The sequence below is a fragment of the Sulfuriflexus sp. genome, from assembly GCF_032250955.1.
Lineage (GTDB): Bacteria > Pseudomonadota > Gammaproteobacteria > AKS1 > AKS1 > Sulfuriflexus.
Map to the genome: position 1 here is coordinate 1 of NZ_JAVVES010000053.1, position 20,451 is coordinate 20,451.

The 20,451-nt window shown below is 54.8% G+C and carries 17 protein-coding genes; 14 read left to right on the top strand and 3 right to left on the bottom strand.

The window, feature by feature from the left end:
• Positions 1-71: 71 nt before the first annotated feature.
• Together RQ738_RS10030 and ppsA are read right to left on the bottom strand one after the other, a co-directional pair.
• Positions 72-1,559, bottom strand: coding sequence for an FAD-linked oxidase C-terminal domain-containing protein (locus RQ738_RS10030; protein ID WP_314165000.1), 1,488 nt, complete (start codon positions 1,557-1,559; stop codon positions 72-74).
• A gap of 5 nt (positions 1,560-1,564) precedes the next feature.
• Positions 1,565-3,937: a phosphoenolpyruvate synthase gene (ppsA, locus tag RQ738_RS10035; RefSeq protein WP_314165001.1), complete on the bottom strand. Its 2,373-nt coding sequence runs from the start codon at positions 3,935-3,937 to the stop codon at positions 1,565-1,567.
• Positions 3,938-4,025: 88 nt separating this feature from the next.
• Between ppsA and RQ738_RS10040 the strand changes: the two genes are divergently transcribed.
• From RQ738_RS10040 to RQ738_RS10075, 8 genes are all read left to right on the top strand, one after another.
• Positions 4,026-5,210 (top strand): alanine--glyoxylate aminotransferase family protein, encoded by a 1,185-nt coding sequence (locus RQ738_RS10040; RefSeq protein ID WP_314165002.1) that lies wholly within the window; start codon positions 4,026-4,028, stop codon positions 5,208-5,210.
• Between the two features lie 193 nt (positions 5,211-5,403).
• Positions 5,404-5,781, top strand: a complete 378-nt coding sequence (locus tag RQ738_RS10045; protein WP_314165003.1) for a hypothetical protein — start codon at positions 5,404-5,406, stop codon at positions 5,779-5,781.
• Positions 5,782-5,953: 172 nt separating this feature from the next.
• Entirely contained in the window at positions 5,954-7,843 is a 1,890-nt protein-coding gene (htpG, locus tag RQ738_RS10050) for a molecular chaperone HtpG (protein ID WP_314165005.1), read from the top strand.
• An 86-nt stretch (positions 7,844-7,929) separates the two neighbouring features.
• Positions 7,930-8,451, top strand: a complete 522-nt coding sequence (locus tag RQ738_RS10055) for a hypothetical protein (RefSeq protein ID WP_314165006.1) — start codon at positions 7,930-7,932, stop codon at positions 8,449-8,451.
• A gap of 99 nt (positions 8,452-8,550) precedes the next feature.
• Positions 8,551-8,946 carry an RNA-binding S4 domain-containing protein gene (locus RQ738_RS10060; protein ID WP_314165007.1) on the top strand — a complete coding sequence of 132 codons (396 nt, stop codon included), beginning with the start codon at positions 8,551-8,553 and terminating at the stop codon, positions 8,944-8,946.
• 99 nt (positions 8,947-9,045) lie between these two features.
• Entirely contained in the window at positions 9,046-10,095 is a 1,050-nt protein-coding gene (locus RQ738_RS10065; RefSeq protein WP_314165008.1) for a MoxR family ATPase, read from the top strand.
• A 59-nt stretch (positions 10,096-10,154) separates the two neighbouring features.
• Positions 10,155-10,526, top strand: coding sequence for a GxxExxY protein (locus tag RQ738_RS10070; RefSeq protein ID WP_314165009.1), 372 nt, complete (start codon positions 10,155-10,157; stop codon positions 10,524-10,526).
• Between the two features lie 79 nt (positions 10,527-10,605).
• A complete protein-coding gene (locus RQ738_RS10075) occupies positions 10,606-11,889 on the top strand; it encodes a DUF2201 family putative metallopeptidase (protein ID WP_314165010.1) in 1,284 nt (427 codons plus the stop codon).
• A 105-nt stretch (positions 11,890-11,994) separates the two neighbouring features.
• On the opposite strand, the gene RQ738_RS10080 is transcribed toward RQ738_RS10075, so the two are convergent.
• Positions 11,995-12,621 carry a class II aldolase/adducin family protein gene (locus tag RQ738_RS10080; RefSeq protein WP_314165011.1) on the bottom strand — a complete coding sequence of 209 codons (627 nt, stop codon included), beginning with the start codon at positions 12,619-12,621 and terminating at the stop codon, positions 11,995-11,997.
• Between the two features lie 89 nt (positions 12,622-12,710).
• Between RQ738_RS10080 and RQ738_RS10085 the strand changes: the two genes are divergently transcribed.
• The 6 genes from RQ738_RS10085 to RQ738_RS10110 all read left to right on the top strand — a co-directional run bounded on the left by RQ738_RS10085 (position 12,711) and on the right by RQ738_RS10110 (position 20,216).
• Entirely contained in the window at positions 12,711-13,826 is a 1,116-nt protein-coding gene (locus tag RQ738_RS10085; RefSeq protein ID WP_314165012.1) for a sulfur reduction protein DsrS, read from the top strand.
• A gap of 263 nt (positions 13,827-14,089) precedes the next feature.
• The gene (locus tag RQ738_RS10090) at positions 14,090-15,529 is read left to right on the top strand and encodes an HDOD domain-containing protein (RefSeq protein WP_314165014.1); all 1,440 of its coding nucleotides are present in this window, start codon (positions 14,090-14,092) and stop codon (positions 15,527-15,529) included.
• A 191-nt stretch (positions 15,530-15,720) separates the two neighbouring features.
• Positions 15,721-17,136, top strand: a complete 1,416-nt coding sequence (locus RQ738_RS10095; protein WP_314165015.1) for a tetratricopeptide repeat protein — start codon at positions 15,721-15,723, stop codon at positions 17,134-17,136.
• A 106-nt stretch (positions 17,137-17,242) separates the two neighbouring features.
• A complete protein-coding gene (gene adk / locus RQ738_RS10100) occupies positions 17,243-17,896 on the top strand; it encodes an adenylate kinase (protein ID WP_314165016.1) in 654 nt (217 codons plus the stop codon).
• Positions 17,897-18,124: 228 nt separating this feature from the next.
• Complete coding sequence (gene hemH, locus RQ738_RS10105) at positions 18,125-19,219, top strand: ferrochelatase (RefSeq protein WP_314165017.1); 1,095 nt, start codon at positions 18,125-18,127, stop codon at positions 19,217-19,219.
• A gap of 103 nt (positions 19,220-19,322) precedes the next feature.
• Positions 19,323-20,216: a phosphoribulokinase gene (locus RQ738_RS10110; protein WP_314165018.1), complete on the top strand. Its 894-nt coding sequence runs from the start codon at positions 19,323-19,325 to the stop codon at positions 20,214-20,216.
• Positions 20,217-20,451 lie beyond the last annotated feature (235 nt).

Genomic DNA, 20,451 nt, shown 5'->3' on the forward strand with positions numbered 1-20,451 from the left:
CCAATTTCCAGAAAACTATCTCTATTGCTCCAAATTCGCTATATTTTTACCCACTAATTTTTCCGAAGAGCCTAAAAACGTTCCAGTTCCGGGAATGGGAGTTTCCCCTTATGCACATGCATGGCACCAAATTCAGCACAGCGATGCAGTGTCGGTACGGCTTTGCCTGGGTTGAGCAGTGCATCCGGGTCAAAGGCGTGTTTCACCGCATGTAATTGTGCCAGTTCGGCAGCGTTGAACTGGGTACACATTTGATCAAGCTTCTCCATGCCTACACCGTGTTCGCCGGTAATCGTGCCACCAACGGCAACGCACAGCTCAAGGATCTTGTCACCAAATTCCTCGGTACGTTCGAGTTCGCCGGGCTTGTTGGCATCGTAGAGAATCAAGGGGTGCAGGTTACCGTCACCTGCATGGAAGACATTCGCAACGGCCAGGTTATATTCGCGCGACATGTCGGTAATGCGCTTTAGTACCTCTGGCAGGCGTTTGCGTGGAATGGTGCCATCCATGCAGTAATAGTCCGGCGAGATCCTGCCGACAGCAGGAAAGGCGGCCTTGCGACCCTTCCAGAGCATGGCGCGTTCCTGCTCATCCCGGGCAGTGCGTACTTCGGTCGCGCCGCTGCGGTTCAGGATCTCGCGCACTTTCAGTACATGTTCGGAGACTTCCTCATTGGTGCCATCCAGTTCACAGAGCAGGATGGCCTCGGCATCCACCGGGTAACCGGCATGCACAAAATCTTCCGCCGCCTGAATGGCGAGCCTGTCCATCATCTCGAGACCGGCCGGGATAATCCCTGCGCCAATAATGTCTGCGACCGTGGCGGCGGCTTTTTCAATATCATCAAAGGCGGCGAGTATGACCTGTTTACGTTGCGGTTGTGGCAGTAGCTTGACCGTGATCTCGATGATGACGCCAAGCAGGCCTTCGGAACCGTTCATCAGGGCGAGCAGGTCAAAACCGGAACTATCCAGCGCCTTGCTGCCGACCGTATGGAGTTCACCGTTCATGGTCAGGAACTTGACCTGCAGGATGTTGTGTACGGTCAGGCCGTATTTCAGACAGTGCACGCCGCCGGAATTTTCTGCCACATTGCCGCCTATCGTGCAGGCGATTTGGGAAGACGGATCCGGTGCATAGTAAAGACCGTAATGATCCGCCGCCTCGCTAATCGCCAGGTTGCGCACGCCCGGTTCGACACGCGCACAGCGGTTGTGCGGGTCGATATCAATTATTCGATTAAATTTGGCCAGGCTGAGGAGTACGCCTCGCTGGTGTGGCAGGGCGCCACCGGACAAGCCGGTGCCGGCGCCGCGAGCGACAACCGGCGTATCAAGCCGCTGGCAGATCCGTAGGACGTGTTGTACTTCGTCGATGGTCTCCGGCAGGACGACGATAAACGGTGTAGCCCGATAGGCGGATAGGCCGTCGCACTCATAGGGCTTGAGGTCTTCCTCATCGCTGAGAATCGATTTTGCGGGCAAGGCGGCGCCAAGGGCACTCGCCAGTGCCTGCTTCTCACCACGGAAGGCCTTGTCTTCATGAGTTAATTCCATACCTGTCATAGCTTGTTTTCAGCGTCCAGTACGACCTGCAGCATCGACAGCACGCTATCCGGGTTAAGTGAAATGGAATGAATCTTCTGTGCAACCAGCCAGCGGGTAATCTCGGGGTAATCAGATGGCGCCTGGCCGCAGATGCCCACATATTTCCCTTCACGCTTACAGGCGCTGATGGCCATCTCCATGAGCTTGAGTACGGCAGGGTTGCGTTCATCAAAACTGCCGAGCAGTCCGGAGTCACGGTCAACCCCGAGGGTCAGCTGGGTCAGGTCATTCGAGCCAATCGAGAAACCATCAAACAGCGCCAGGAATTCATCGGCGAGCAGGGCATTGGCCGGGATCTCGCACATTAGATAAACCTTTAAATCGTCATGGCCTCGTTGCAGACCGTTATGGGCCATGAGTTCAAGGACGTGCTTTGCTTCATCGACACTGCGCACAAATGGGATCATGATCGAGATGTTATCCAGTCCCATATCCCGGCGGACGCGTAACAAGGCCTCACATTCAAGACTGAAACTCTCGGTAAAGTCGTCATTGTAATAGCGAGAGGCCCCGCGCAGGCCGAGCATCGGGTTCTCTTCTTCGGGCTCAAAGAACTTGCCGCCGATCAGTGCCGCATACTCATTTGATTTGAAGTCACCGAGGCGGACAATTACCGGGCGCGGATAGAATGTGGCGGCAATCGTACCGACACCTTCGGTCAGTCGTGTAATATAAAAATCACGTGGTGACTGGTAACCGGCTGCGCGCCTGCTTATCTGCTTTTGCGTTTCTGCATCGGTCTTGTCCGGTTCGAGGATCGCGCGCGGATGGATGCCAATGCTGCTATTGATAATAAACTCCAGCCGTGCAAGGCCGACACCGTCGCAGGGCAGCGTGGCAAAGCCGTATGCCTGCCCCGGGTTGGCCAGATTCAGCATGATCTTTGTGTCAGGTTTGCTGATGTTATCGAGTCTTGTGCATTTGGTCTTGAATGGCAGCAGCCCCCGGTAGATAAAGCCGGTGTCGCCCTCGGCACAGGAGATAGTGACTTCTTCTCCGTCGATGATCTTGCGTGTTGCCTTGGCCGTGCCGACTACGGCAGGGATGCCGAGCTCGCGTGCAACGATGGCGGCATGGCAGGTGCGGCCGCCACGATTGGTGACGATGGCAGCAGCACGCTTCATCACCGGTTCCCAATCAGGATCGGTAATGTCAGTGATCAGCACCTCACCCGTTTCGAGTGAGTGCATGTCTTTTGCTTCGAGAATGATGCGCGCCTTGCCCGCGGCGATCTTGCGGCCGACACTGAGACCGCTGACGATCACCTCGCCGTGCTGTTCAAGTTCATATTCGATTAATTCATTCGCGTTTGCCGTGGTATGCACGGTTTCCGGGCGGGCCTGCAAAATATAGAGCAAGCCGTCATTGCCGTCACGGCCCCACTCAATGTCCATGGGCTTGTCGTAATGATCTTCAATGGCAATTGCCTGGCGAGCAAGCTCGAGGACTTCTTCATCGTTAATCGAGAAACGGAAACGGTCCTTGACGTGCACGGGTACGTTGCGCGTCGACAGGCCGGCGGCGGCATCCTGACCGTAGACCATCTTCAGTGCCTTGTCGCCAAGACGACGTTTCAGAATGGTGCGGTGGCCTTTCGCCAGTCCGGGTTTGTAGACGGAAAATTCGTCCGGGTTGACCGTGCCCTGCACAACATTTTCACCCAGCCCCCAGGCGGAAGTGACGGTCACGACATCGCGGAAACCACTTTCAGTATCGAGAGTGAACATGACGCCGGAGGCGCCGATATCCGAGCGCACCATTTTTTGCACGCCGATCGACAGCGCCACATTCATATGCTGAAAGCCCTGATCAATGCGGTAGGCAATTGCACGATCAGTAAACAGTGATGAGTAGGTGCGCTTGCAGCTCGCAATCAGGTTGTCTGCGCCACGGATATTCAGCCAGGTTTCCTGTTGCCCGGCAAACGAGGCGCCGGGCAGGTCCTCGGCCGTCGCCGAACTGCGTACAGCTACATCCGGGTCAGGGCCGTATTCTTCACCGAGCCAGATATAAGCGCTCTTGATATCGGCGGCCAGATCGACAGGCATCTCGGCGTGCATGATCCAGTTGCGGATCTGCCTGCCGGTGTCGGCGAGTCCCTTGAGGTCCTCTCGATCCAGGGTTGCCAGAATATCCGTAATGGGCTGGCGAAGCTTGTTGTGATCAATGAAATGCCACCATGCCTCGGCAGTGGTGGCATAGCCATTCGGGATACGTACACCGGAAGCACTTAACTGCCTGTACATCTCACCGAGTGAGGCATTCTTGCCGCCAACCGAGCTGACATCCTGAATACCGAGGTTGTTAAATGTCCGCACGTAGCGCATGGCTTTAGGCCTTTTAGCTGGAAACACATTGTTGTTTGCGACAAACTACGCCGCTATTTATTCACTTCACATGCTAAGAGGCAATTACATGGGTAGCAAGTCTTTTCATCCGCCAGTTCGAACTTTAATGGGCCCGGGCCCGTCTGATGTAAACCCGCGCATTCTCGAAGCCATGTCACGTCCTACTATCGGGCATCTTGACCCGGCCTTTGTAGAGATGATGGATGAAATGAAAGGCCTGCTGCAATATGCCTTCCAGACCAGGAACGAATTGACCATGCCCGTCTCGGCACCCGGTTCAGCCGGTATGGAAACCTGTTTCGTCAACCTCGTGGAACCGGGTGACAAGGTGGTGGTGTGCCGCAACGGCGTGTTCGGCATGCGCATGACCGAGAACGTTGAATGTTGCGGTGGTGAAGCTATTCTCGTTGATGACGAATGGGGCAAGCCGGTTGACCCGGCCAGGCTCGAGGCGGCACTGCAGGCCAACCCGGATGCCAAAATTGTGGCCTTCGTGCATGCCGAGACCTCAACCGGCGCACAGTCGGATGCGAAGACCCTGGTCGAGATCGCCCATAAGCATGATTGCCTGACGATTGTCGATGCCGTGACCTCGCTGGGTGGCACGCCTATCAAGGTCGATGAATGGGGGATTGATGCGATCTACTCCGGCACGCAGAAGTGCCTGTCCTGTACCCCGGGCCTGTCACCGGTCAGTTTCAATGCCGCGGCCCTGGAAAAGGTCAGGAACCGCAAGACCAGGGTACAAAGCTGGTTTCTCGACCTCAACCTCGTCATGGGCTACTGGGGTAGTGGCGCCAGGCGCGCGTATCACCATACCGCGCCGATCAATGCCCTGTATGGTTTGCATGAGGCACTGGTTCTTCTCGAAGAAGAAGGTCTGGAAGCGTCATGGGCACGTCACGCCAGACACCATGCGGCATTACGCGCCGGTTTCGAGGCCATGGGCCTGCGCTTCATTGTCGATGCAGCGCACCGCCTGCCGCAGCTGAATACGGTGACAATCCCCGAAGGTATTGATGACGCCGCCGTGCGCGCCCGCCTGCTGAATGAATATAATCTCGAAATCGGTGCCGGTCTGGGTGCCCTGGCCGGGAAGGTCTGGCGTGTCGGCTTGATGGGCTTTGCCGCCAATCAGACCAACGTACTGTTCTGCCTGCAGGCACTGGATGCCATCTTGACCGATATGTCTGCAACGATTAACAGTGGTGCCGCGGTCAAGGCTGCCCTGGCGGCCTACCAGAAAGCCTGATATTTGCCCGGCCGGGGCTGAACAGAAGAACCTCTCCTGTTCAGCCGCAGTTGCCCTTAAATAACCGTACAAAAATTAATTTATTTGCCTGGCCTTGCCATGGGTGAGATATGTACTAAAGTTATGGGTTAATACCCTTAATAAAATTGTGGGGATTTTGTTAAGAGGTAAAATCAAGGGGGAGGTAGTATCAGTGGTAACAGTTAAGTGGCATGAACAGGGGGTTAGCTGGACATACTCCGGTTCGGTGAGCGGTGAGGAAATCGTCAACGCGAGTACCGCGATATATTCTGATCCGCGTTTTGATGATCTCAGGCACAAATTGTGCGACTTTTTGAATGTTGATGATATCAACATGACCACCGGCGACATAGACAAGATTGTTTGCCAGCATGCGGCGGCCGCACACACTAATCCGGATATAAAAATAGCCGTGGTGGGAAAAAAGTCAGATTTTGACAAGCTCTTGTTGTTGATCGAACGTTTCCGCGGCTATGAATCCAGGGATTCGTGGCCGATCGAGTTATTCGAAGATATGCCCAGTGCGCGGGCCTGGCTGGACGCTGAATAAAACCTGTTCCTGAACAGGCGACATCGAGCGGCTAACCGCTGCTTCCGGCACCTGTTGCGGACACTTTACCGGGTTTTACCGGTAAAGTGCCCGGCATTGCCTTGAAAGACCGTCCTTGCGTCCCAATATGATTGTCAGCTTTCTTATATAAAAAACAGGAGCCTGACAACAGATGACCGTTGAGACCCATAAAGAAACCCTTGAATTCCAGACAGAAGTGCAGCAACTGTTGCGCCTGATGATCCACTCCCTGTACTCGAACAAAGATATCTTCCTGCGCGAACTGATTTCCAATGCCTCGGACGCCTGTGACAAGCTGCGCTTCGAGGCCCTGGCCGACGATGCCCTGTTCGAAGGCGACAGTGAACTGGGCGTCACCATCTCCTTCGACAAGGAGGCAAAGACCCTGACGATCAGCGATAATGGTATCGGCATGTCACGCCAGGAAGTGATCGACAATATCGGCACCATCGCCAAGTCCGGCACCAGGCAGTTTTTTGAATCCCTGACCGGGGACGAGGCCCGGGACGCCAACCTGATCGGCCAGTTCGGGGTCGGTTTCTACTCGGCCTTTATTGTTGCCGACAAGGTTGTGCTCGAGACCCGCCGCGCCGGTACCGGCAGTGAACACGGTGTGCGTTGGGAGTCAGCTGGTGAAGGCGACTTCTCGCTGGAAACGATTGAGTGCGACCAGCACGGCACCACCATCACCCTGCATATGCGGGATGACGCCGAGGAATACCTCGACGGCTTCCGCCTGCGCAACATTGTCCGCAAGTATTCCGATCACATCAGCCTGCCGATCAGGATGCCGGCCGAGGACGAGGATAAGGCCGGCGAGCTGGAAACCGTCAACAGCGCCTCGGCCCTGTGGGCGCGCGCCAAGTCCGAGATCAGCGACGAAGAATACAATGAGTTCTATAAACACGTGGCGCATGACTTCCAGGACCCGCTCTGCCATTCGCACAACCATGTCGAAGGCAAGCTTGAATACACCTCCTTGCTCTATGTCCCGTCCAGGGTGCCGTTTGATTTATGGGATCGCGACAGTCGCCATGGCATCAAGCTCTATGTGCGGCGCGTCTTTATCATGGACGATGCCGAACAGCTGATGCCGCAATACCTGCGTTTTGTGCGCGGTGTGATCGATTCCGCGGACCTGCCACTGAACGTGTCGCGCGAGATCCTGCAACACAACAAGACCATTGACAGCATCCGTGCCGGCTCAGTGAAAAAGGTCCTCGGCATGCTGGAAGGCATCGCCAAAAATGACGCGGAAAAATATGCCGGGTTCTGGAACGAATTCGGTCGTGTCATGAAGGAAGGCCCGGGCGAAGATTTCAGCAACCGCGAGCAGATTGCCCGCTTGTTGCGTTTCGCTTCGACCCACAGTAATACCGATACCCAGGATGTCTCGCTGGATGACTACATCGCCCGGATGCAGGAAGGGCAGGACAGGATTTACTATATTACCGCCGATAGTTTCAATGCCGCGAAGAACAGTCCGCACCTGGAGATCTTCCGCAAGAAGGGCATTGAGGTGCTATTGCTTTCCGACCGTGTCGATGAGTGGCTGGTCTCTTCGCTGACCGAGTACGATAGTAAGCCCCTGCAGTCCGTCGCCAAGGGTGACCTCGATCTGGGTGAACTCGAAGACCAGGAAGAGAAGGCCCGACAGGAAACCATCGAGAAGGAAAATGCCGACTTTATTGAACGCATCAAGACCAGCCTCGGTGAAGAAGTGAAGGATGTGCGTGTTACGCACCGCCTTACCGACTCGCCGGCCTGCCTGGTCTCCGATGCCCATGACATGAGCGGCAACCTCGAGCGTATCCTCAAATCCGCCGGCCAGGCCGTCCCTGACCTGAAACCGATCCTCGAGGTGAACCCTGATCATGCCCTCGTTGACATGCTGAAAGAACAGACCGACGATGCCCGCTTCAATGACTGGGTGCAGATCCTGTTCGACCAGGCCCTGCTCACTGAGGGCGGCCAGCTCGAAGATCCGGCCGGTTTTGTCCAGCGCCTGAACAGTATGCTGCTGACCCTGGCCCGGAAGTAGGCCGGTTCGACGACCGGCCCGGCTAAAGTCGGGCTGGTTTCTGCCGAAAGCTTCAATATATAAGCTTATATATTGAGGATAAGGGCATGTCTTTAAAATACGCGGCGATTGCCTGCCTGCTCTTGCCGGGCTTGTGCCTGACGCCCCTGGCCATGGCCGAAGCAGACAGCCCTGACGCGAGTGCGGAGTCGACCGAGCTGGAAAAATTCCCGCCTTATGTGGTCGCAAGAGACATCACCAGAAACGTGGATGAGAACCTTTACCCGAAACCGCAGGCGCCAACGCCCTCGGTAGGTGATAGCCAGAAAACCTGTGTGGCGCTTGATGATGAAATTGTTGCGCTGACGCCCTTAACCTACCGGCTGGTGCCCGATTTTTATGATGATCCTAAAAATGCCGCGATCATATGGCTGACCACCACCAAGGTGGTTTTGTTCGATTTCTTTCCCGATAACGCGCCACTTACCGAGATTCCACTGGGTTATTCTCTCCTGGCCTATCCGGGCTATAAAAAATACAAGGAAGAAGAGCGCATCCGTCTGGCCAGCCAGCGTATTGACGTGCTGCGACGGGTCAAGGCACGTAAGCGCTGTTTCGAGGTATTTTAACGGCAATTTATGATTTCAGATTGCTGATAGCTGATTGGTTTTTTATTTGTCATGTATCAATTCTTTTAAGTCTTTTCCCCCTGCGGCATACTGCACTATATGTCGAATACCCCTGACAGCATGCGCCTCGATAAATGGTTGTGGGCGGCACGCTTTTTCAAGACCCGACCGAATGCCACCGAGGCGGTGAACGGTGGCAAGGTGCATTACAACGGGCAACGCAGCAAGCCCTCGCGTGCCGTGCAGTGTGGTGATGAACTGACTATCCAGCGCGGCCCGTATCAATACACGGTGATCATAGAAGGCCTGAGCAAGCAGCGTGGCCCGGCGACGTTTGCGCAAAGCCTCTACACAGAGACGGCTGAGAGCCTCGCCGCGCGGGAAAAGCTCGCCGAGCAGCGCCAGGCCCAGGAGGTCCAGACCGCCGCCCCACACAAACGTCCGGACAAGCGTTCCCGGCGGCATATCATCCGTTTTACCCGCCGCGAGAAATAATTCCGTATACTTTATGTGGTCGGAACAAAAGCCGGCTGCGGTATTCCTGATTAATCTGGTAAACTTCAGCATTTGCTAATACATGCATGCGGAGGTTTCATGCGCCCGGCCCAGCTTTTAGCCGTACTGGATAGAGAATTCACAAGTACCCATGAAGGGCATCACACACCCGTGATGCTGTGGGGCCCGCCTGGCGTGGGCAAGTCGCAAATGATTGCCCAGATCGCCGACTACCATAAGGTGCCGGTGATCGATATCCGTCTCTCGCAGATGGAACCGACTGACCTGCGCGGGATCCCGTTCCGCATCGGCGACAAGGTCGAGTGGGCGATCCCGGCGCTGTTACCCGATGTCGAGCGACACGGGGACAACGGCATCCTGTTCCTTGACGAGATCACCTCGGCGGCACCTACGGTGTCGGCGGCGGCCTACCAGCTGATCCTCGATCGCCGTCTCGGTGAATACGAGGTCCCCGATGGCTGGGCGATCTTCGCCGCCGGTAACCGGCAGGGTGACCGCGGTGTGACTTACACCATGCCGGCACCACTGGCGAACCGTTTTTCGCACTTTGAAGTCGATGCCCATCTTGATGACTGGGTGGCCTGGGCCTATGCGCATGGCCTGGATGAGCGCGTCATCGCCTTTCTGCGTTTCCGTCCCGAGTTGCTGTTCGATTTTGACCCGGCGCATAACCCGGTCGCCTTCCCGTCACCGCGTTCCTGGGAATTTGCCCACCGTGGCCTGCAAAAGTTTGGCGATAACCCGGAACTGCTACTTGGAGCCTTGCAGGCCTGCGTCGGTCCGGCCGCCGGTATCGAGCTGAAGGCCTTTGTCGACAACCTCGACAACATGCCGGACATCGATGCCATCATGCGTGGCGAGGACGTTAGCGTGCCGAAAGAGATCGACCTGCAATATGCCGTCGCCGCCTCGCTGGTAGGTCGTGCGATCCGCGCCAGGGGCGAAGGCAACAGCCAGGAAGTCTGGGGGTATATCCTCGAGTACGCGCTGAACTTCCCGCAGCGCGAAATGGGCGTCATGCTGGTCTCCGACATGCATCGCGCCGTGGGTGAAGAGATGTTCACTGTGCCGCAGTTCGCCACCTGGGCAAAAGACATCGCCGACGTCATGCTCTACAACAGTAACTAAAGGCTAATTAGACAGGATTTACAGGATGAACAGGATTTCTAACGGGTAAGGCGTTTTTTATGTCAATCAAGGATGATTTGACTGAAGTGATTATAGGTAGTGCTTTTGAAGTTCATAATGTTCTCGGCAGTGGTTTCCTCGAGAAGGTCTATGAAAATGCGTTACAGCATGAACTGGTAAGAAGAGGTCTAAAAGTACAGCAGCAGGCACCTTTATCAGTGAGATATAAAGAAAAGTCAGTTGGCGAGTATTTTGTAGACCTTTTGGTGGAAGACAAGGTTATTTGTGAGCTGAAAGCCGTGTCATTACCTACTAAACAACATGAAGCGCAATTAGTGAATTACCTGACCGCGACAGGAGTGGATACGGGCTTGCTTATAAACTTTTCAGATAGTGTCATTGTAAAGCGAAAGTACAGGTTGGCCAGATAGGTAAACTGCCCAGAAATATTTTTGTATTTCAATCTTGTTAATCCTGTAAATCCTGTCCATTCAATATTTTGGTTTTTTAATGTCTAACGAAGTCGAAATAAAACTTGCTGCAGCGCGTACCCGGCTTATTCTGGATAAGCCGTTTCTTGGTGCGCTGGTGTTGCGCCTGCCGATGCAGCAGGCGGCGGCCGAATGGTGCAAAACCACCGCCACCGATGCGAAAACCTTTTACTACAATCATGATTACATAGATGCGCTGTCACTGGACCAGACTCAGTTCGTGCTCGCGCATGAAGCCCTGCATTGTGCGCTTTCCCACTTTGCCCGCCGTCAGCATCGACTCAAGCACCGCTGGGACCTGGCCTGTGACCTGGCGGTCAACCCCTTGCTCGTTAACGATGGGCTCAAGCCCTGCCCGGATACCCTTTACGATCCGCGCTACGAGAACATGACCGCCGAGGAGATCTATCCCTCGATTGATGATCTCGATGATCGAGAAACCCATGACCAGCATATATACGATGAGAGTGAGCAACAGCAGAACGATACCGGGCAGCAGGAAGGCAAAGGTCAGGGCGGGGATGGCGGTGACAAACAGGATCAGCAGGACAGCAACAGCGGCGGCGGTGACAAACCGCGCGATGAACAGAGTAACGGCCAGGGTAACGCCAACCAGGCCGAGCTTGATGACAAGCTCGGTGGCGCGGCGCAACCGCCGCCTTTGAGCGAGGCGGAAAAAGAGGACCTGAGCGTGCAATGGCAACAGCGCCTGGCTGGTGCCGCGCAACAGGCCATGCAATCGGGCAAGATGGGCGAGGCGATGATGCGCCTGGTGGATCACTTGCTCCAACCACGGTTGCCGTGGCGCATGTTACTGGCGCGTTATATGACTGCCGTGGCGCGCGATGATTACAGCTTCCAGCGGCCGTCCCGGCGCGAAGGTGCCGCGATCCTGCCAAGCCTGCGCAGCGCGCAGCTGGACCTGACCGTGGTCGTCGATACCAGTGGTTCGATCAGCGATAAGGAAGTTGATGAGTTTGTCTCCGAGATCGATGCCATCAAGGGCCAGATGCAGGCACGGATTACCCTGCTGGCCTGTGACAACAAGTTGAGCGAGAACGCCCCGTGGGTGTATGAATCCTGGGAAAGCTTTGCTGTGCCCGCTGACATAGAGGGTGGTGGCGCGACGGATTTTCGTCCGGCGTTTGAGTTTGCCAGCCGGCAATCCAGACAACCGGACCTGTTGATTTATTTCACCGATGCCGAGGGTGAGTTTCCCGGGCATGAGGCAGCTTTCCCGGTCATCTGGTTGGTGAAAGGGCGCGCCAGGGTACCCTGGGGCCAGCGTATTCAGCTTAATTAGAATAGACAGGATTTACAGGATAAACAGGATTAAAAGTTGTTTCGAAGGCATACAGGTTGCCGTGATAACGGCCATTCTTTCGTGGCAATGACTGGTCGCAATCTATTATAGGGTACGGCCTTGCTCGTACAAGGCCAGGAGATGTTGTCCCGCGCTGTCGATGTTGTCGGCAAAACAGATAATGCCGTCTTCGTGACCAAGCATGGCAATGCAGGCCGGGCCGGATGACTCCAGGCGTTCGATGCAGCCGGCAACGGCGTCCGCCATGGCCGGTGTGCCATAACCCACATCGGCCGGGGTGCTGGCAAGCCCGAGTGCCAGGTAGTGCTGCCAGAGCAATGGATTATGCACATGGATGACCGCCATGGCTGCGGGGCAGGCGGCGTAGATGGCGGCATGAGACATGCATTCCGATGATGGTTTTATCGGTCCATGCGACACCACCCGGTTGTGGGTAATGTCACAGCTTTCGACGTGGGCATAGTGTGCCGCGGTGAGTATGGCCAGACCTCCGGTTTGCGTGCCGCTGATAAGGAATTCATCATCGTGAAGGCGGTGGCTCATGTTGCCATAGGCAAAGCCGCCATAACGTGTCGGCTCCTGGCCGATAAGCCCCAGGGCATGAACCTGCCTATGCCAGGCAATGAGCCCGGCAAGCTCGAGGTAATGCCCGGCGGCGCATACGCGGTGCGTGAGCTGGAACTGGATAACACCTTCTTCTTGTCGGGTCATGAGTCGGGTACGGTACCGTGTTGAAAAACAGGGTGTAACGCAGTTAGATATAACTGCTCGAGCGAAAAAAGTAAATTAAAGGTGTAGGTGTGCCACTTTCTACTGAAGACAATTTGCGATTGAATGTCATGCTGGCCAGCCAGGTTGATGCGGTTCGTATCGACGAAGGCCGTATGATTGTTTATGGTCTCACGGCGAATAACGAAGCCGAGATCAAGCTGAACCCAAATTGCAAGGATGAACAATATATCCGCCAGGTCAGGGAACTGCTTTCCGGTCATGTGCTGGGTTCCCCGGGTGGCTACCCGGTTTACCTGAAGCGCTGGACACGCATGGGGCAGATGAAAGATGAAAGCCTGTCCGACCTGTTAAAACTCGGTGAGCCCGAGGCCATCATGGCAGTGGTCTGTGCGCCCGGTCTGACCAATGAACTGGCCCGGCTGGCATGGTGGGCGGCACCGGAGGCCGAACATGCGCGGCGCATGCTGGAAAACAGGCTCATCGTGCAGGGTTCCATGGGTAAGGAGCTGGCAGATTTTCTGATCGAGTTCCTGCCCTTTGAAGAAGACCCGTATGCCATCGTGCGTAGCGTCCGCCTGGTTTTGCAGGCCGACCTTGTTGATGAGCAGACACGCAAGGCGTTGTGGGATCGCGGTAAGAAGAAAAACGTCTTTCGGATCGGGTTTCTCGAGGCCTCGGCGGGTAACTTGCCGGAAAGCCTGCCGGCCCGGGAAGATGCGGAACAGTACGCGGCACAGCTGCAGGCACTCGCCGGTGCAGGCAACAAGCTGGCGGCAAGGTTGCAGCGAACCTTGTCGGCGGAGGGGCAAAGCTTTCTGGATACCGCCGAGGCGATACTGCGCAAGCCCTCTAACCAGGAAGTGGTCTGTGCCCTGATGAATGCGGTCGGCAATTATTTTAGTGATCAGCAGTTACCGGAACAGGGTCAGCAGGATATCGAAGTCTTGCTTGCCGAGGCCGAGTTCGCATGTACCGAGGATGAAGCCGCCGCAGTCATTGCCGCCTTACCGGCATTGCGGGCCGAGATCGTTGCCGTGCAGACCCTGGCAAGGCTCACTGATGAAATCTGTACGCCGGTTTTTGCCCGCACCGATGCGATGGGCACCGTGATGCGGAAGAAACTTGAACCGGTCACGACCCCTGTTTTCCGGCAATTCGCGATCCTGCGCGGCACGGCGTCCTGAAGGAAATGCAGTCAACTTATTAAAGTTATATCGGCTGCGCCGCGCCTTTTTCAAGGGTGGCGTGGGCTGATTTGAAAATCCCCCTCCCTGAATCATAACCAACTGATATTTAGACATAAGTAATTCGTCCTGCGTCGCGTATTCTGTGAACTACGCACGCTGTTCATGCTGAATATGAACTATATTTATTTACATGAACCGGCTTTGCCGGTAAATATCAAGAGCAACATCAGGGGCAATCAGGTGTGCCGGGAAGAGATGATATGAATAAACAGTCATATGGGGGTAGGGAAGCGATGATGATCTCGCAAACAGTCAGCCAGTTCCTGGACCAACGGGGCGTCAAGTACGCGTTACTCCCGCACGCGGAAACCAGGACCCTTGAGGAAGCCGCCGAGGCCATAGGTGCCTCGTATGCAAAGATGCTGCGCGCCGTCGTTGTTACCGACGGCACTACCTGCTACATGGCAGTGTTGCCGATTACCCACGTGCTTGATTTCAAGGCCCTGCAAAAGCAATTTGGACAGGATCTGCGAATCGCGCCTTATCGTGACTTTGCCGAACGTTTTGCCTGTTGCACGCATGGCTCGGTGCCTCCCTTGGGCAAGGCCTTTGCCATACCCATGCTGATTGATATCAGTATCCGCGATGTTGAGGAGGTTTTTTTTGAGCCGGGCAGTCACGTCGCGTCCATCAAGATGCGCGGTAGTGATTTCCGCTCGGCGCTCGAAGGCGATGGCGTCGAGTATGGTGCCTTTGCCTATTCCCTGACACAACTGGCCGATATGGATGTCAGCACAATCCGCTACGCCTCACCGAATGATATCAAGCGGCGCATTGAAGAAATTTATGAACTACCCGCCATTCCGGCTATTGCACACCGTATTTTACAACTGAACAGCCAGGCTGACGCCACGGCCAGTGATCTGGCCGAGATTGTGCAAATGGATCCGAGTCTGTCTGCACAGACCCTGCGTTATGCCAGTTCACCGTTGTTTGGTTATAAGGGTAATATCGAAAACCTGCAGGATGCGATTGCCCGCGTGCTCGGCTATGACATGGTGATTAACATGGCGCTCGGTATTTCTATTGGTCGTGCCTTTCGCACGCCGCCGGACGGGCCGCTGGGCATGGGGGCCTTCTGGCAGCACAGTGTTGCCTGTGCGGCACTGACCCAGCGCCTGGCGAGGATGATGCCGGCCAAGCGCAGGCCGAAGCCCGGTATGGCCTATCTGACCGGCCTGCTACACAACTTTGGTTTTCTCCTCCTGGGCCATTTGTTCCAGCCGGAGTTTTATCTTCTTAACAAGCTGGCGGCGGCAAATCCGAAGACGCCGATCACCGAGCTCGAACAACGCGTCCTCGGTATGGGACGTGCCCGGGATGCGATTGAGATGGGGCATGCGCAAATGGGAGCCTGGCTGATGGAGGCCTGGAATATGCCCGCCGAGGTTATCGCTGCAGTACGGGAACATCATCATGACGACTACGAAGGTGAGCATGCTGTATTCGTCAAGCTGGTCAAGCTGGCCAACCATCTGCTGAAACGTATCGAGATCGGTGACGAAACAGACAGTCACATCCCGGCTGAGTTGTTGGCTGAACTGGAGCTCGAGGAAGCAGTGGTCATAGATGACTTCGAAGCACTGGTCGAAGATAAAATGGACGAAGTGACTGCCATGGCCCGGCAAATGGCCGCATAAGCGGCTAACGCTGCGGCTACATAGCAGTATTCAATATTTACCAACCCGGTTTCGGCTTGGTGATATGTCTGTTAGCACCCTGTATCAATAACATTTCCCCTACCTTTTTCGTTGTATTTATCAACGAATGGAATTATGTGTCGTTCGACGTGTCTTCATTATGAACGGCATCAAGAAGGAGGGAAGGCAACATGCAAAAAATTCTTATCTATCTGGCAGTCAGCTTGCTGGCCTGGCAAACAACAGGTCTTCAGGCCAAGCAACGACTGTCAACGCTCAAGGAAGATACCAGGCAGGTCAGGGAGTGGAACCGCTTTGCTGAATCGATTTACCTGTTGCACAAGTGGTTGATATCCCAACACCCTATACGTACCGAGGAATCCTCAGGCGGCTATCGTCGTGGCGGTTACCTGGGCGGGCCGGATTTTTACCGCGAGGTGAAATATATCAATGCTGAGAATGGACGCCTGCTTAGCAAGATCCAGTGGGAAAAGGAGAATCCCGACACCATCCATACCATAGAAGTATATTTCTATGATGATGACGGCGAGGCCAGGCTTGACTACCTGGCCGCTTATCTGCCGGCCTTTCGTAATGCGCCGGTGCAGACGCTGATAAACCTGCATGCGCATAACGATGATTTGCATGCCTTTCGTCAATTTGATGCTTCCGGTGACCGTATCTATGAGCAATGCAGCGGCGAGCATTTTTCCGGCACAGTTGATATATCCCTGGAAGACTACAGCCTCCTTGCGCCTTCTGATGAAACGGCCCGGCTTCTGGCAAGTGAGGCTTATATTGCCTGCTTTGGTTCATTACCTTTAACCGTCGGAAAATATCTTGACCCGCTAAACAATATTCCGGGCTCGGCAAATAATACTCAGGCAATCGATGACAAGACTTCCAGGTATGCTGCAGACCAGATACTGATGCTGAATAAGCAGATAAAGCAACACCCGAACAAGGCCGATCTCTACCTTCAGCGAGGTAAGTTAAATGTCCGGATACGAGAACTTGACGATGCTGTTGCCGATACAAGTAAGGCACTCGAACTGGATAAGACACAAGTAGAAGCCTGGCTCTGGCGAGGCGTGGCGTTCGGCAGGCAGCGTAAACTCGATGCTGCGATCGATGACCTGGGTATTTATCTGGAACACCGCCCCAATGATTCTCATGCCTATACCAAACGTGGAGTACGCTATATCTGGAAGGGTGATCTGGTCAGCGCTGAAAAGGATCTGCGTCGCGCTATCCATCTGGATGCTACAAACGCCGAAGCACATGATGACCTCGGGGTGATTGTGGCGCAACGCGGTGAGTTGAAGGAGGCAGGGCAACATTTCTCCACCACGGTGAGCATAGATCCCAGTTATGCCAAGGGATACCAGAACCTGGCTATGACCTATTTTCTGCAAGGTGAGTTCGTTCCGGCACTGCAGGCAGTTAATCGTAGCCTCGCCTTGCATGCCGAGAACCGTAGTTCCCTGTTGCTCAAGGCTGAGGTCCTGGTTGCACTGGGCCGTAATGACGAAGCGGCACAATTAAAGACACGGGCCGCTTTTCTGCCTGAAGCAGGCTGGTCAGAGCGTTTTCATGTTGGGCCATAAACAGGCTACATTGGCCGATTGATTCTGTTGACTGGTATCATGGTTCAGCTTGCAGGCATAATTATTTGTTATATAAAAACATACAGGATTAACAGGGAGGCAGAATATGCGCATCATTCTTCTTGGCGGACCGGGAGCAGGTAAGGGCACCCAGGCCAATTACATCAAAGATAAATACAATATTCCGCAGATTTCTACCGGCGATATGCTGCGTGCTGCGGTCAAGGCCGGTACACCACTTGGTCTTGAGGCAAAGAAGGTCATGGATGCCGGTGGCCTGGTATCGGATGACATTATCCTTGGTCTGGTCAAGGAGCGCATCGCCGAACCGGACTGCAAGAATGGTTTCCTGTTTGACGGTTTTCCGCGCACCATCCCGCAGGCCGATGCCCTGAAAGAAAAGGCTGTCGATATCGATGCCGTGGTTGAGATCGACGTTGATGACAGTGAGATTGTCAAGCGCATGAGTGGCCGCCGCGTCCACCCTGCGTCAGGCCGGACCTACCATGTGCTTTATAACCCGCCGAAGGTAGAAGGCAAGGATGATGTCACGGGTGAAGAACTGGTACAGCGTGACGATGACAGGGAAGAGACCGTGCGCAAGCGCCTCGAAATCTACCATGAGCAGACCGAGCCCTTGATTGACTATTACTCCGCCTGGGCCAACAGTGGCGAGGCCGGGGCACCGAAATATGTGAAGGTCAACGGCATTGGCTCAGTCGAGGAGATTCGCGACGCTATCTTTACCGGGCTGGATTAGTCTTTGCGCAAGACCATAAAAGCGGCCGGGGAAACCCGGCCGTTTTTTATGGCAACAAGCCGGTAAAAACCACAACAAGACCAATGTTGCAGAGTATTAATAGTTGATGATGGCGTGACATAGCAAAGCGTATTTTTATTATTTTCTGAGGATATGAATTATCGCCGTCGCCTGCAAGATGGCTGCACGACGTATATAATAGATCGCTGTCATCCAGTGGGGACTCGCATGAGCCGGTACAAGGGAACAACAAATTTCTCGCACGATATGCCTGATTGTACGGGTGTTTTATTGTGTAATCTGGGCACCCCCGAAGCGCCAACCCCCTCTGCAGTACGCCGTTACCTGGGAGAGTTTCTCAGTGACCCGCGGGTGGTTGAGGTGCCGAGACTGGTGTGGAAACTGGTCCTGCACGGCATCATCCTGCGCACCCGCCCGCGCCGCGTCGCACGGGCCTATGCCAAGGTCTGGACAGATGCTGGTTCGCCCCTGCTGGCCATCAGCCGCCAACAGGAGGCGGCGCTCAAAGTGCACCTGGCCGGGGAGCTTGGCACCGACGTACCCGTGGCCCTGGGCATGTGCTATGGCAAGCCCTCTATGGCCGAGGCGCTGGAAGAACTGCGCCAGGCCGGCGTCAGGCGCCTGTTAATCCTGCCCCTGTATCCGCAATATGCGTCCGCGACCACGGGGGCGGTGTTTGACGCCGTCATGCGTGAACTCGGGCACTGGCGCTGGTTACCGGAGCTGCGCATGGTCAATCATTACCATGATGAGCCGGCCTATATTGATGCCCTGGCTGGCAGCGTGCAGGCCTACTGGGCCGAGCACGGCCGCAACAGCAAGCGGCTGATGATGTCTTTCCATGGTCTGCCCAGGGCCTCGCTCGAGGCAGGCGACCCTTATTTTTGTGAGTGCCAGAAAACCGCTCGCCTGTTGGCCGAGAAACTGGGGCTGGCTGATGAGGAGTGGAAACTGACCTTCCAGTCCCGCTTCGGGCTGGCGGAGTGGTTACAGCCTTACACCGATGAGACCCTGGAGACCTGGGCCCGGGCGGGCATCGACACGGTGGATACGGTCTGTCCAGGCTTTGCCGTTGACTGCCTGGAAACGCTCGAGGAAATGGCCATCCAGAACCGTGAGCTGTTTCTCGAGCACGGCGGCAGGGACTACCGTTATATCCCGGCCCTGAATGACAGCGCCGCGCATATCGAGGCCCTGACTGCCGTGGTGCAACGTCATATACAGGGTTGGCCACTGGCAGTGGAGGCAGACGAACGGGCAGCAAGGCAGCAACGAGCCCGGTCTCTGGGGGCTGAAAAATAAGTTAAGGTATTGATATTAATTAATAAAGTTTATGGCACTTAAGTGTGGGGATTATTCTGCTATCATATGTGCCGCTGTTTTTGACCGAATTAAAGGGATCACTATGTCCAAGAAACACCCGATTGTTGCCGTAACCGGTTCATCCGGTGCGGGTACCACCACTGTTAAACGTGCCTTTGAGCATATTTTCCACCGTGAGAACATTAATCCGTTGGTGATTGAAGGTGATAGCTATCACCGTTTTGACCGTGCTGCCATGAAAGAGCAGATGGCCAGGGAAGACGAGCGCGGCAACAAGTTCTTCAGTCACTTCGGTGAAGATGCCAATCATTTCGACAAGTTGGCCGAGACCTTCGAGTCTTATTCAAAGACCGGCGCCTGCCCGCGCCGTTACTATCTGCATAGTGATGAAGAAGCGGTTGAGCACAACGCCCGTCTTGGCACCGATTTGACCCCGGGCCAGTTCACCCCCTGGGAAGACATCAAGGACAAGACCGATCTGCTGTTTTACGAAGGTCTGCACGGCCTTGCGAAGACAGACAATAACGACGTTGCCCAGCATGTTGATCTCGGTGTGGGTGTAGTTCCGATTGTGAACCTTGAATGGATCCAGAAGATCTTCCGCGATAATGCAGAACGTGGTTATGATGCCGAAGTGATTGTTGATACCATCCTGCGTCGCATGCCGGATTACGTGAAGTGCATTACCCCGCAGTTTTCACGCACCGATGTTAACTTCCAGCGTGTCTCGACGGTTGATACCTCGAATCCTTTCATTGCCCGCGATATCCCGACACCGGATGAAAGCTTTATTGTCATTCGCTTCCGCAAGCCACTTGAGTTCGGTGTGGATTTCCCGCATTTGCTGAACATGATTAACGGTTCTTTCATGTCACGTCCGAACACGATTGTTGTGCCGGGTGGCAAGATGGGTTTCGCCATGGAACTGATTCTCGAGCCGAAGATCCAGCGCATGCTGGAGGCAAAGAAGGGCTAGACCTGGCTAACCGAGGCCATATAAAAAAGGCAGCCAGTGGCTTAATGCCGATCAGTTAAGCAAAAAGTTACTTGACTATCAGCAAGATGAGATCAAAATCCGGTGATCATTTTTGGTCACCGGATTTTTTTATGTTTCTCAGCCAGGCTCTCGATCGCATCCACACCTTTTCTCCTGAACAGTTCAACGCCCTTTCCGAGGTACTCTCTCCGGCACTCATAAGCGAGTGTTTGCA